The organism is Microcoleus sp. FACHB-672 (genome assembly GCF_014695725.1).
In the GTDB taxonomy this organism is placed as follows: Bacteria; Cyanobacteriota; Cyanobacteriia; order Cyanobacteriales; family Oscillatoriaceae; genus FACHB-68.
On the sequence record NZ_JACJOU010000013.1, the window covers coordinates 207,911 to 222,399 of the forward strand.

Here is a 14,489-nt window from a genome sequence, read left to right on the forward strand (position 1 = left end):
CTATTTAATCGGTTTTGAATGATGGTTTGCAGTTTTTGGCTAAACCGGCTGTTAATTTTTTAAAAGTGGCAACCTGTAAGGGTTCAGGTCTCCTTCTGGCAATCCATTTATTTTTCCTTGGCAGCCGGTGATTACTACAGAGATAAAATCTACGGTTGCTCGTTGCCTTTTAATGATCGTCTGGGTAGTATTTAGCATTCAATAAAATTAAAAATATTTTTACACTTGCATTAATTTACTTTTAATTTTTATAATTTTGCTATTAGACAGCTTTTATATCTGAATTTTATAAAAATTCAGTCGATAATTATTCAATCAGAGACTAAATTGATTTTTGTTTCAAATCTGGCTCAGGCTGTAAAGTCAGAAGCTCATTTCCAATGATTTATAAATTTTGAAATTAAAGTAATGACTGAATTTATAAACTCAAAAGCTCCAGGGCATTTTAATGACAAGCCCTGGAGCTTTTGAGTCTAATGCCATTTCTCTTTGTTAAGAAACGGACACAATGAATTAAAAACAATGCGAAAGAAAAGGAAGCAAAAGATAATCCGCTCAATCAAGTTTCAGCCAAGTGTATGCCAGGAATCGGGATTCATTTAGCGCTCAAGCATAAGATATGAACGTGAATTCCTGACAATCACTACTTTTCTACTTGTGCGTATTGAATGCAGTTCCGCTCATTGATACCTCCGTTATTGCCTTGTTTTCATGTGAAGAAACCCTGACAAATTTACACAGCAGCCTTTTAAGCAACGTTTTGCACGGTAATGTCTGTATCCAGTAACAGGGAAGCATTGCCGTTGGTGTATTGGTTGTAGGTGTTGCCATTCAGGGCGAGCTGACCGCCAGGCGTCCAGCCTTGATCTTGTAACGTCACCACATTACCGGCAATCCCATTAACAATTAGCTGCTTTCTGATATCCGTCAGACCCAAGACTTCCAGATGGGTCAGTCCCAAGCTGTTGTTGGCGGCACCCGTGAGGTCCATTTGCTCGATGCTAGACATCCGGGGATTGGCAATAGCAGCCAAGTTAAGATTGATACCGGTTCCATCAATACGTAGGGTATCGATGCCGGTGCCACCGTCGAGACGGATGAAACTCCCATCGTTAACCCCGAGAATGTCATCACCGGGTCCACCATAGAGAACTTCCGGGCCGCCGACACCCGTGAGGGTATCGTTGCCGCCACCACCAACCAGAACGTCAGCCGCCGCCGTGCCGGTCAGCAGATCAGCGCCGGCACCTCCCTGCTGGGTCACAGAGCCGGTGAAATTGCCCCCATGAACCACGTAGGATCTTCCTGCAGCATTGTTGGGGGTCGTCCCTGGAGCACCCACAACCACATCAAAGAAGCCATCGCCATTGACATCTCCGGCCCCCCTGACTCCAGTACCGGCTAAGTCTTGCGGCGACTCCCCGTTAATGGCAAACCCGCCCATGCCGGTGGCCACTTCATTCAAGTTAAGCGCCTCAGTGCCAGTTTTGCCGAAAATCACGTAGGCTTTCCCAGATTGAGGGCCATTTACATCAGCAATACTCGCGCCCAAAATAATATCAGCCAGGCCATCTGCGTTAATATCCCCTGCCGACCGTACCGGACGCCCTGTCGTGTCATTTGTTGGCTCACCGTTGATAACAAAGCCGCCGGTACCGGCTTCCACGGCGGTGAGATTAACGGCTGTCCCCTCTGCCTTACCAAACACCACATAAGAATTGCCGGCAGCCGTATTGTTGGTACCACGAGCACCGATGACTAGGTCAGTAAAACCATCGCCATTGACATCTCCAGCGCCACTTACGGAGCGACCGGCACGGGTGCCTGGGTCTATGCCATTGATCACAAAGCCGCCAGTGCCGGCTGTTACCTCAGCCAGACTCACCGCCGTCCCATCAGCTTTGCCAAAAACCACGTAGGCTTTACCCGAGTCATTCGCGCCGGCATCGGCCAACGGAGCACCCACAATCACATCAGCTAGGCCGTCGCCATTGACATCCCCTGCTGACCTGACGGAAGAACCCGACTGATCACCGACCGCTTCGCCGTTGATCACAAAACCGCCAATACCTGCAACAACATCGCTAATTGAGGGTGCAGTGCCATTTGCTCTGCCAAATACCACATAGGATTTCCCAGTAGAGGTATTTGCACCAACAGTCGCGCTGGGTGCACCGATAATTACATCTCCAATGCCATCGCCATTGACATCCCCTGCCTCACTCACCGAACTGCCGAGCTGATCGGCTCCCGCCTGACCTAAGAGAACTGCACCGCCGGTGCCGGCAGCCACTTGGCTTAAAGCAACCGGGGTGCCGTCTGTCTTTCCGTAGACGATATAAGCTTTGCCGGCATTGCCAAGGGCACCAACGTCAGCATAGCGAGCGCCGATAATTACATCTACAACACCATCGCCGTTGAAATCCGTCGCCCCACTAACCTCATGACCGGCTTGGTCATTTGTTCCCTCGCCGCTGATGGCAAAGCCGCCGATGCCGGCATTGACTTCGGTTAAATTAATTGGAGTGGGAGTTGCCTTGCCATAAACCACATAAGCTTTGCCGGCGTTAACAACGCCGTTGGGGTCAGCTTGGTTCGTGGCAACAATCATGTCTGTAAGGCCATCACCATTGAGATCCCCGATGCCGCTCACCGAATTGCCGGCATTGTCTCCGGGTGTTTCGCCGTTGATGGGAAAGCCGCCGGTTCCCACCGGCACGTTCGTGTTTGTAGCAATTGAAGCCAACTCTACGACAGGAGTAACAGGTACTGTGACTGTCGCTGTTGCCGTGCCGCCATTGCTATCTTGCACGGTGTAGGTAAAAGAGCCGAGTCCCGAAAAATCCTTAATTGCCTGGAAAGTAATCAGCCCAGTTTGTGGGTTCATAGCTACCGTGCCATTGACAGCATCGGACACGGCAGTAATCGTCAGTCCTTGGCCGGTGGGATCGATGTCGTTAGCCAGCAGTTCTGCTGGAGCAATTTGCAAGGGACTACTTAACAACACCTTCCGCGTAATGTCATTAGGGGCAATTGGCGCATAGACTGCCAGATTAAATGTATCGGTCGTCGTTGCCACCCCGTCGCTAACAGCGAGTGTGATGGTAGTGGTGCCCACTTGGCCGGCAATTGGAGTCACTGTCACCTTGCGCTCAGGGCCGGTGCCGATTAGTGTAATATCGGCATCTGCCACCAAAGCCGGATTGGAAGAAGTCGCGGTGACGGTTAAATTGGCCAGTTCAGTATCTACATCACCGATAGTGAATGGAATCGCCCCAGTGGTAGTGTCTGGGGTGGTAATTTGATCAGCGACATCGCTAATCGTTGGCGCATCATTAACCGGGTTTACGGTAATTGTGACTGCGCCGGCTGCTGTGGCCCCTTGAGGGTCGGACACTGTGTAATTAAAGCTGTCTGTCCCGCTGAAATTGGCTGCCGGTGTATAGACAAATGTGCCGTCGCCATTATTTACCACGGTGCCATTAGCCGGATTGGTGATGCCAGTAATTGTGAGGGCATCGCCATCAGCATCCGTGTCATTGGATAAGACGTTCGGAATCGTCACCGACGCATCTTCATCAGTGGCGACCGCATCGTTTACTGCAACTGGGGCGGTGTTTACAGGGGGTGGGGGTGTGCCGCCATCAGCAACATCAATCGTTACCGTGTTAGTCGTGGTGCCACCCTTGCCATCTGAAACTGTGTAGGTGAAGCTGTCTGTCCCGTTGAAATTCGGTGCTGGGGTGTATGTATAGGTGCCGTCATCATTTGGAGTCAAAGTGCCATTTTGCGGCGTTCCGATCTCCGTCACCGTTAGGGGATCACCGTCGGGATCTGTGAAATTCTCTAACAGGTTAGGAATCTGTACCGGCGTGTTTTCGTTTGTGGTGAACGCATTGTCACCTGTAAAAACCGGCGCATCATTGATTGGATTGACGGTAATTGTGACAGTGCTGGTGTCTGTCGCGCCCTCAGGGTCTGAAACTGTGTAGGTAAAGCTATCGGTGCCATTAAAATTGGCTGTTGGTGTATAAACAAACGTGCCGTCGCCGTTATTGACCACGGTGCCGTTCGCTGGGTTGGTGATGGTGCTAATCTTGAGGACGCCGCCATCACCCTCTGTGTCATTAGTTAACACGTTCGGAATCGTCACCGGCACATCTTCATCTGTCGTCACTGCATCGGCTACAGCAACCGGCCCATCATTTTGCTCGCCAACATCAATCGTTACCGTGTTAGTCGTTGTGCCGCCCTTGCCGTCTGAAATCGTGTAGGTGAAGCTGTCTGTCCCGTTGAAATTCGGTGCTGGGGTGTATGTATAGGTGCCGTCATCATTTGGAGTCAAAGTGCCATTTTGTGGCGTCCCGATCTCCGTCACCGTTAGGGGATCACCATCGGGATCTGTGACATTTGCTAATAGGTTAGGAATCTGTACCGGCTTGTCTTCGGTTGTAGTGAATGCATTGTCACCTGTGGCAACCGGCGCATCATTGATCGGATTGACGGTAATTGTGACTGTGCCGGTGTCTGTCGCCCCTTTAGGGTCTGAAAGTGTGTAAGTAAAGCTATCGGTGCCATTAAAGTTGGCTGTCGGTGTGTAGACAAACGTGCCATCGCCGTTATTCACCAAGGTTCCGTTCGCCGGGTTGGTGATGCCGCTAATTTTGAGTGCGTCGCGATTAGCATCCGTATCATTGGTTAACACGTTCGGCAGAGTAACGGCCACATCTTCATCAGTCGTCACCGCATCGTTTACGGCAACTGGGGCAGTATTTCCGCCGGGTGTACCGCCACCGCCGGGTGTACCGCCACCGCCGGGTGTACCGCCACCGCCGGGTGTACCGCCACCGCCGGGTGTACCGCCACCGCCGGGTGTACCGCCACCGCCGGGTATAACGCCACCGCCACCATCGCCCGGTATAACAGGACTTCCATCACCACCGTCAGTCGGTGCTGAGGTAGGCCGGTAAGTCAGCTGGTAAGTGTCGCGGACGAAAGAGTTCGGCTGGGTGCCCTTGATAATGGCTAAATATTCGCCGAGAACATTATCTTGAATAATCGTATAACCGGCGTACGCCTCAGTGCCGGCAAAGATATTTAGTTCGGCTGATGTCAAACCGCCTATCAATGAAATAAGGTCATCACTGCCAAAGTCGAGGAACCAGTCTGCGTCAGAGAGTTCCGGGCCGCCGGTAGTACGATAGCCTGGAACATCGTTGCGCCGGCCAATAATAAACGTGTCATTGCCATTGTTGCCGAAGACTGTATCGGCACCGATGTCGCCGGCAAGTACGTCATTACCTTCTTCGCCATAGATGAAGTCATTTTCCATCCCACCGAACAAGGAGTCATTGCCGTTGCCGCCCTGAAGTGTATCCTCGTTTTCGTTACCACCAAGCCAGTCGTTGCCTTCGTTGCCAAATAAAACATCTGTGCCGGCACCCCCGCAAACGAGGTCATCTCCCAAGTCGCCAGATACCACGTCATCGCCGAGATCGCCACAGACCATGTCGTTATCTTTACCACCGTGGCCGGTATCATTATCCTTACCGCCATAGATGGTATCGTTGCCTTCGTTGCCAGCAACCCAATCAGCACCTTGGTTGCCAAACACATAATCGTTGCCGACGTCACCCAAACCGATGTCGTCCCCTAGATCGCCGGCGAGTACGTCATCATCTAGTTCGCCAAATAGGTGGTCGTCGTCTCGACCGCCATGCAGAATGTCATTTTGTTTGCCGCCATACAGGGAGTCGTTTTGTTCATTGCCACCCAACCAGTCGGCATCTTGGTTGCCAAACAGAATATCGCTGCCGGTGCCACCTGAACCAATGTCATCCCCCAGGTCGCCGGCGATTATGTCATCATTTCGTTCGCCCAACAGGTAGTCGTTGTTCTTGCCCCCGCGAAGGATATCATTTCCTTGGCCACCTTGCAGGGTATCGTTGTCTTCGTTGCCAGCCAGGTAATCAGTACCTTGGTTACCAAAGAGAATATCGCGTCCAACTTCACCTAAACCGATGTCGTTCCCCAAGTCGCCCAAGACGACGTCATCTTCACCCCCAGCAAATAGCTCATCGTTATTTTTCCCGCCCCGCACGATGTCACTTCCAGAACCCCCAAATATTCTATCGTCGCCGATGTTGCCATCGAGAAAGTCCTGACCTGCGTCGCCTTCAGCTTGGTCATTTTCCTCTAGTCCCAAAACTACATCGTCGCCGGCTAGCGCTTGAAGATTATCTGTATCCGGAGTACCTAGAACAAAATCATTCCCTGATGTACTGTTGCTCGTTGACATATTAGCAATTGCTCCCTTTTAAATCGCTCATCTGGGTGCATCTCGCTTTTGCTAATCTTCACAGCGTTTAGCTTTGTGGGGATGCCATTTAGATTGCGGTGCAGCATTGTTTTCTGTCTGCACCCAAGCTATTCGTTCCCGTCGCTTTGGCTCAAATCACGTTCCCGCATTCAGAGCAGCTGAGAGATTCCCGATCCCAAGTCGGCCCGTTGTGTTTATTGAGGGAATTTCCAGCTATCCAACATTTTGTGAAGGAGCCAGAATCAAGTAACAGTCTGCAATTAAGCTAATCCGGCCATGCTGTAGTCAGGAAGAACTCAAAATTTTTGCCTTTCCTGTTGCAAAATCGGCGTGTAGTTGCTCTTGACTCAAGCACAGGCCGGCTTGAGTCAGTCTGTACTGACTCCTTTTCAGGAATGTTTTCCTCTGAGATTCCCTGAGCAATAGCGAAGCGTTATTACACAGCAGATCGCTCTAAACACCGATCGGGACTAATTTGTAGCAAAAGGGAGATGCACCCAGCTATTCTTTTTATATTTTCTCAAGAATTTAGGTGAATCTACCGATAGTTAGAAATATAACTTTTGCCTATAGAGGAAACCAAGCGTTTATATATAAGCCTAATTACTGAAACATTTACAAAAACTTATAAAGATTTCATAAGGAAAAATGTCTTATCCGTATTATTACTGAAAGTTTGCTGAAAATTGAAAACTTAGATACAGTCCAACTAGAATGTCTCTCAGACCACAGGAGGATTTACTTAAACTCCAGGGACGAGAAATTTTAGGCTGAATCACAAAATATTATTTTGGGAAAGCCGGTTTTTTATGAACGAGGGGCTGCTTGACCGGCTTTGCTGCTAGAAATACACCTGAAAGTAAATACTCAACCGGCGGCTCGGCTTGTGTTGTTAGAGGACAAGCTAAAGGCATTAGCCACCGGCATGAACCGTTCAAGCTCTAAGTGCGAGGCAACTTGGGCGAGTTTGGCCCGATCTGTTGGATCATCCAAGTAAGGCAAGCAGCCTAAAACCGGCATCTGAGTTAAAGAACTCACCAAATCAGCCGGTGCCCAGTCAGCAATTTCTTGCTCTGTACGGGGTTGTACACAATTGAGGACAATTCCTTTGAGAGGAACACCGGCAAGTCTGGCTAAGGCAACATTGGCAACTGCTTGCGAGATCGCCCCCAATTTCACCGGCACCACTAAAACCGTCGAAATTCGCCAATCTCTCGCCAAATCTGCCACAGTCAATTCGTGCGTAATCGGCGAACCCAGTCCCCCCAGGGCTTCCACCAGCACAAAATCAAACCGACGTCGCAGCGCTTCAAAAGCCGACCAAACCTGTTCTAACTCCACCCGCCGTCCTTCCCGTTCCGCTGCGATCGGCGGTGCCAAGGGTGCCTGAAAAAATAAGGGCGTGATTTCTTCTAAAGATTGCTCAGAAGAAAACCAACGTTGGTACAGTTCGCGATCGCCCACCCCCGACTGAATAGGCTTCATAATTCCCAAGGTTTGGGACGTGCAGTAAGTCTGCCGGTAAGCAGCTAAAGCTGCCGTCAAAACAGTCTTACCGGCATCTGTATCCGTTCCAGTAATCAGAAGGGCATTCATAAGCTACTACGCAAATAAGTTTGTTTATTGAGATTGAGGGGGCTATAGGGGCGCAAGAGGGCGCAGGCCCTCTTCAACGGTTCACAGGAGAGGACTTCGCTGATGATCAGCGGTTCGTCAAAAGCACAAGTTAGAGGTGTGTCAGCTTAAAATACACCTCTGCCAAAAATCTTAAAAGCCCAAACCCTCGCTGCCCTAATTGCGAAGGCTGACATTGAGAGTAAATGCAGTTTCTTGGGGTGCAATTACCTCAATTTGATAATCACCGGCAGTAGGCAGTTGAGCCTGCCAGGACAAAAGGCCAGAGGCGTCTTCCACGGGATCACCGTCCGGATAGCGAATATTGAACGTAACATCTCCGGTGACGGGTTCAACCGCAATCACTTGTCCTTTCGCAGCACGCACTAAATAGCGCTTGAGTAACTGGGGGCTGGTGCGACCAGAAATTTGAGTTTGGGTTTCACCAGTTTGAAAGCTAAGGGGTTCTCCGTTCAAGGGTGGAATTGTGGGTTGTGGTGGTTCTAGAGTAGGCGATATGACGGGTGCCGGTGTGGCAGTTGGTTCGGGTGGCGATGTGGGAGTCGGTTCGGGTGTCGGGGTGGGAGTTGGTTCCGGGGTGGGAGTCGGTTCCGGGGTGGGAGCCGGTTCCGGGGTGGGAGTTGGGATGGGAGTCGGGGTGGGAGTGGGAGTTGGCGTGAATGTTGGGGTGGGAGTCGGTGTGGGAATAGGTTCGGGGTTGAAAGTGGGTTCGGGCGTAGGTTCGGGTGTGGGAATGGGAGTCGGTTCCGGGTTGAAAGTGGGTTCGGGCGTGGGAATGGGAGTTGGTTCGGGTTTGGGTTCCACCGGCTGCGCCAAGGTTACCTCTAGCTGGTAGTCGCTTTTGGACTGTCCGGACAAAGGTTTGAGCTGGATGGTGTACTCGCCCGCAGTGGGTAAAGCGCCCTGCCACAAAGGCACCCTTCGCGACGCCCCGGGCAGGGGTTGTCCGTTTGGCCCCAACAGTGTCATGAGAACTCCTCTACTAACCACGTTAGCGGTCAATAGCAGTCCCGGCTGTCCCTGAACCACATAGTTAATGGTTTCATCAGCTTTCAAACTGCCGCTGGCAGCTTTAGTTGTGCCCAGGGGGACTTGTAAACGCTTGATGGGGATTGGGGTAGGTCTTGGGGTCGGACTGGGATTCGGTCGCAGTGGGGCTGCCGGGGCCTGGGTAGGGGGAACAGCAACAGTTGCGGTTGGGGATGGTTGAACCGGCTGCCGATTTCCCACGGAACTTACCAGCGCCCAAGATCCAAAGCCAGTGATCAGTACCAGGCCGGCACCAATCGCTGTAACTGCCAGCGGATTATCCCAAATAGACGCATCTTGTGGCGGATCAATGATCGGATTGATTCGATTTGGGCCAGGGCCAGCAGCAGGGCTATTTGGGTCAAGCCGGCGTCCAACGGCTACGGTTTGCACCTCGGAAAGACTGGGACGAGGGGGTTGAGGGGGTTGAGGGGCGGGAATTGGCGGCTGGGGGATCGCAGGGATGGCAGGAATGGGGGGTGGAGTGACTAGAGGCTTGAGCGCCTGAGCAAGTTCGGTTGCGCTCAAGAAGCGATCTCCGGGTCTGTAACTTAACATCCGATTTAAGACTGCGGAGAAATCGGGATTCACTGACGCCCACGGCTGCCAATTCCAAGTCAGCTGCACGTCATCAAATAGTTCCAATGGTTCTCGACCCGTGAGCAAGACGAGGGCACTCACGGCTAAAGCATAGAAATCGCTGCTCGGATAGGCGCGACCTGTTTGGATTTGTTCGCTGGGCGCATAGCCCATTTTCCCAACGGTGGTTGCCGGTGGCGTTGTCTCAGGTGACAGGACACGGGTGGCGAGTTCCTTGACCACGCCAAAGTCTATCAACACCGGCACGCCATCGGCCTCTCGCTTAATAATATTGTCTGGGGAAATATCGCGGTGAATGATGCCCTGAGTGTGGATATACTCCAACACCGGCAATAACTGCCACAGCAATTGCAACACTTCGGTTTCGGAAAATGTGCTCCCGGCTGCTTTACGTTCGTTGAGCAGGGTGCGATAGGTGTTTCCTGCCACGTAATCTTGCACCAAAAACAGCCGGCCATTCTGCTCAAACGTGGCTCGGAACTGGGGAATTTGGGGATGCTGAATTTGATAGAGGGTGACGGCTTCTCTTTGGAATAACTCTTGCGACTTTTCCACCGCATAGGCACCCGTCTGAATGGGAATAAATTCTTTGAGGGCGCAACGTTCGTCAAACCGATTGGTATCTTCAACCAAGTAAGTGCGCCCAAACCCTCCCTGACCCAAAATACTGAGCAGGCGGTAACGGTTTTGCAGGATGGTGCCGGCAGGAATTGGTGGTTGCATAGCAGGTTAGACCATTTTAGATTCTAGATTTTAGATTGGCAGTGAACGGCTTGCCCTTCAGAGACTTTCTAGCTTCCTACCAAACGTTCGGATCACAAAAAAGGGAAGAGGCGATGGGGACGTTACTGACGATTTCCTCCCCGCTTCACTGGATATCGGGCTTTATTCTGGCAGAGGTGCCACACGAGAGCGATTCTCGTCGCTCACTCGCTCAACTTGAAAACTCTCGATGTTATCTTCAAAACGATTGAGAGTCACGCGCATTTCATCGTAACCCACCGCAATAGACACGCCGCGTTGGCTAGGACACTTCACGCGCAGTAAGGTTTGGAACCCTGTGTCGTCGGTGTAAAAAGTTTTGGGACATTGGGGACTGATGAAGCCTTCAATGGCTAGCTGGTTAAGCGCTGCGATACCCAACGGTGTGCTTAAAATATACTGCAAAGCATCGGCTTTCTCTGGCTCAGTCATGGGTCTCCACTTCTGGGTTTGAGACCCGCTGCTTGAGTCTGGAGACTGCTGGGCGATTACTGCCGGTGTTTGACTGTTTTTAGGAGCCGGTGATGAGTTTGCCCTGGTTCCGGAGAAGGAACAGCCGCTCATTGCCACGGCGATCATTGCTGCGAATAAAGTTGTCAGAAGCGTTTTTGCGTTCATCAGCTTGATCATATTGCAACCTTCCCCGCAGGGATGAGTTAACCGTTTAATTTGGCTTTGACCATTTCTTGGACTTTTTTGCCGTCTGTTTTTCCTTTGAGCTGTTGCATTGCAGGACCCATGACTTTACCCATGTCTTTGGCTGTGGTGGCACCGGCTTGGGCGATGATTTGGTCAATGATGGCGCTGACTTCCTCATCAGACATCTGTTGAGGTAGATACTCTTCGATGATGGCTAATTCCTGAGCTTCTTGGGATGCCAGATCCTCTCGCTTGGCTTGCCGGTATTGCTCGATTGAATCCCGCCGCTGTTTGGCTAGCTGCACCAAGACTTCCATTTCTTGCTCCTCGGTGAGTGCTTCTTGGCCGGCAGGACGGACGCTCACTTCTTTTTCCAAGATCAGTTTTTTGATGCTGCGTACTGTTTCCAGCCGGATTTTATCCTTAGATTTCATGGCTGCTTTGATGTCTTCGCCAATCTGATCCTTCAAGCTCATGATGTTAACCTTTCTTACGACTTTTACAAGCAGACGCGAACGTGAGAGTTTTTTTATTTTATTTTTATTTTCTGTGCAGCACCCACAGCTTGTACGTTTTCAGGTCGATCCAAGCTTGGCCTATTCCCCAGAGGGGCCGGTGAGGCGAATGCCCTTCAGTGCTTGTCTGGCTTAGGGAGAGCCGGCTGGGGTCGCTCTGTTAAGCGTGGGAGCCGGTTAGAGCAATATTCTTTAATTTACCGAAACAATCGATCCCGATTTCATGGATTTCTCCGTAGAATCCTAGGCAATAATTTTAAAGAGGAATGATAAGATTGCCATGATAGAACGCGCTGCGAGGGTCTGCTGTGATCCATTCTGCTACTTTAACTCTTCAGCCTGCTTTACCAGCTGTTGCTGATCATAACCGTCTGCGACTCTTCTCTGGTTCGGCCAATGTGGCCCTGTCTCAGGAAGTGTCTCGATACCTGGGAATAGACTTGGGGCCAATGGTACGCAAACGGTTTGCGGATGGAGAACTCTACATTCAAATTCAGGAATCGATTCGGGGTTGTGATGTTTATCTCATCCAGCCTACTTGCCACCCGGTGAACGATAACCTGATGGAATTGCTGATTATGATTGATGCCTGTCGTCGTGCTTCGGCACGGCAAATTACGGCAGTGATTCCCTATTATGGCTATGCGCGGGCAGACCGCAAAACGGCTGGACGTGAGTCAATTACGGCAAAGCTGGTGGCCAACTTAATTACCGAAGCTGGAGCCACTCGCATTCTGGCGATGGATTTACACTCAGCCCAGATTCAGGGCTATTTTGATATTCCCTTTGATCATGTTTACGGTTTGCCGGTGATCTTAGATTACTTGGCAAGTAAGAATCTGCCCGATCTAGTCGTGGTTTCCCCCGATGTCGGTGGTGTGGCACGCGCCAGAGCTTTTGCTAAAAAGTTAGATGATGCTCCCCTGGCAATTATTGATAAGCGCCGGCAAGCTCATAATGTGGCGGAAGTGATGAACGTCATTGGCGATGTCAGAGGTAAAACAGCCGTGCTGGTAGACGATATGATCGACACCGGCGGCACGATTACAGAAGGAGCCAGACTGTTGCGGAGTGAAGGCGCGAGGCAGGTTTACGCCTGTGCAACTCATGCGGTTTTCTCGCCGCCTGCGATTGAACGTCTCTCAAGTGGGCTTTTTGAGGAAGTGATCGTCACAAATACAATTCCCGTACCTGAAGAAAACCGCTTCCCACAGCTGACGATGCTTACAGTTGCCAACTTACTCGGTGAAACCATCTGGCGCGTTCACGAAGATAGTTCTGTCAGCAGTATGTTCCGTTAACCGGCAATAATCCGTAAAAGGTAAAAGAAAATCTTCTGAACTTTTACCTTTTATGATTTTTCATGCTTCTTGGGTGTTGATATAAGGCTCATTTTCAAAGCTAGGTTTGGATAAAATCTTAACAGCGCTCAACCCTTCACGAAAATGAATGATCGTTGTCATCACGGCAACTAAAAAGTAGAAAGCTCGGATTCCCCATCCAGAAATTGAAAACAAAGCTGCTATTTTTTTGGAATCGATTTTTGTTATAGTCGCGAATCTTGATGTAACTTTCTGTTTATGAGCGCCGACAGATTCCATCTCCGCTTTTTTTGTGGGAAGAACTGGAAATTCGGCAGTATGGATATAAAATCCTAAAAAACCTTGCTGCCCAACCCGACTTTTTAAAAATGCGTTAGTGAGCTGTTCGGCTTTCACGTATTCTAGATTATCTCGCTCTGCTATTTCATTCACCCAGCTGGAATATTTGACGATATCCGTTGTGCAAAAAATAACGGGAAGTAAAATAATAATTAAAAGACTGCTGATCGGCACGCCAACTTTTCGAGGTAATAGGATGGTTGCGACTCCAAACCCCATTCCCAAAATTGCAAAAACTAAAATATTTAAAATTTCAATAATTTGAATTCCGCGCAATACATCGCCAACAATTTGAATCTCATAAATGAAGCGTTCAGCGACTAAAATTGCCGCCAGTTTGACACCAAAGGCTAAAGCAGCTAAACCTACAGTACACAACACATACAAACTAATAAAAATGAAATTTTTAATGAAAGAAAGAACCGGGTGAAGCGGTTTAGGGGGAGTTAAAATTTGGGTGATTGGCTCGGTTTGATTAGAACTAGGCTGCTGGGGACGTTCTGCATTGTTGGGGGGCGTCTTTTTTGCGGCAGGACTTTTACTGATGGGGGGTTGGGCTGTCGCCGGGGGTTGAACGAGAGTGGCTGCTGAACCGGCATTCAAATCAAATTTTTCTCGCCAAGCTGGGGCTGTGTTGCCGGCAGTGTGTCCCTGTACCACCACCCGCTGCACTGATTCAGGTTTTAAATTCATCATCCCCTTGCGGATAAAATTCACCACAAGTGATTGATCCGGGGGATTGTTCGATTCGGCAAACACCATTAAACAATCATTCTTAATCCCAACTTTAACGGTAATTCCTTTAGATTGGAGGGATTGGTTAATTAAGACTTTGATTGCTTGCGGGTTGCCTTGCTTTGCGAGAGTTAAAATGTTCTGTTGCGTCATCATTTCCACCTTCAAAATCTATAAACTTTAGCCTGGAAGATGCGCCGGTTGTCGCCCAGTCGTGGGGGTTGCTTCCAAGGGAATCTGACGCAATCTGCGCTTGCCGGTTGGCGCTGCCCGCAAAAACCAAAGGAATTTATTTGTTAATACAGCTTTCACACCTTCGGCACCCTGTCCTTTTGAAATTACGGCTTTCCGAGTGACCAGGAAATTATAATATAGCGATTGATCGATCTGATTTTGCGTTTTGCAATCGCGCTCTTCGGGGCATCCTGGGGAAAGTCTGGTGAGCCGGCTGGCTCATCAACACAATATCTTGGCAGATTTTATGTAAAAAAGTGAAGCAGAGGCGTGCTGCCGGCACATCCGATAGCCCACAAGTCTCTCTAACTGGCCAAAACCGGCAGCCAAATTCCAGGGAAACAATCGCCCCAAGCTGAA

The 14,489-nt window shown here is 50.1% G+C and carries 8 protein-coding genes; 1 reads left to right on the forward strand and 7 read right to left on the reverse strand.

What is annotated here, in order from left to right; translation table 11 throughout:
- Window positions 1-748: 748 nt before the first annotated feature.
- The 5 genes from H6F56_RS08795 to H6F56_RS08815 form a co-directional block, all read right to left on the reverse strand.
- Window positions 749-6,298, reverse strand: coding sequence for an Ig-like domain-containing protein (locus H6F56_RS08795; RefSeq protein ID WP_190666910.1), 5,550 nt, complete (start codon window positions 6,296-6,298; stop codon window positions 749-751).
- 888 nt (window positions 6,299-7,186) lie between these two features.
- Window positions 7,187-7,915 carry a dethiobiotin synthase gene (gene bioD / locus H6F56_RS08800; protein WP_190666912.1) on the reverse strand — a complete coding sequence of 243 codons (729 nt, stop codon included), beginning with the start codon at window positions 7,913-7,915 and terminating at the stop codon, window positions 7,187-7,189.
- A gap of 195 nt (window positions 7,916-8,110) precedes the next feature.
- The gene (locus tag H6F56_RS08805) at window positions 8,111-10,306 is read right to left on the reverse strand and encodes a serine/threonine-protein kinase (protein WP_190666914.1); all 2,196 of its coding nucleotides are present in this window, start codon (window positions 10,304-10,306) and stop codon (window positions 8,111-8,113) included.
- Window positions 10,307-10,468: 162 nt separating this feature from the next.
- Window positions 10,469-10,975 (reverse strand): hypothetical protein, encoded by a 507-nt coding sequence (locus tag H6F56_RS08810; RefSeq protein WP_190666916.1) that lies wholly within the window; start codon window positions 10,973-10,975, stop codon window positions 10,469-10,471.
- A gap of 26 nt (window positions 10,976-11,001) precedes the next feature.
- A complete protein-coding gene (locus H6F56_RS08815) occupies window positions 11,002-11,460 on the reverse strand; it encodes a GatB/YqeY domain-containing protein (RefSeq protein WP_190666918.1) in 459 nt (152 codons plus the stop codon).
- Window positions 11,461-11,807: 347 nt separating this feature from the next.
- Between H6F56_RS08815 and H6F56_RS08820 the strand changes: the two genes are divergently transcribed.
- A complete protein-coding gene (locus tag H6F56_RS08820) occupies window positions 11,808-12,800 on the forward strand; it encodes a ribose-phosphate pyrophosphokinase (protein WP_309236476.1) in 993 nt (330 codons plus the stop codon).
- A gap of 60 nt (window positions 12,801-12,860) precedes the next feature.
- Here the strand turns inward: H6F56_RS08820 and H6F56_RS08825 are convergent, their stop codons facing one another.
- Both H6F56_RS08825 and H6F56_RS26805 read right to left on the reverse strand, forming a co-directional pair.
- On the reverse strand, window positions 12,861-14,051 hold the full coding sequence (locus H6F56_RS08825) for a hypothetical protein (protein WP_190666920.1): 1,191 nt from the start codon (window positions 14,049-14,051) through the stop codon (window positions 12,861-12,863).
- A 24-nt stretch (window positions 14,052-14,075) separates the two neighbouring features.
- Window positions 14,076-14,207, reverse strand: a complete 132-nt coding sequence (locus H6F56_RS26805; RefSeq protein ID WP_255513699.1) for a hypothetical protein — start codon at window positions 14,205-14,207, stop codon at window positions 14,076-14,078.
- Window positions 14,208-14,489: the final 282 nt, after the last annotated feature.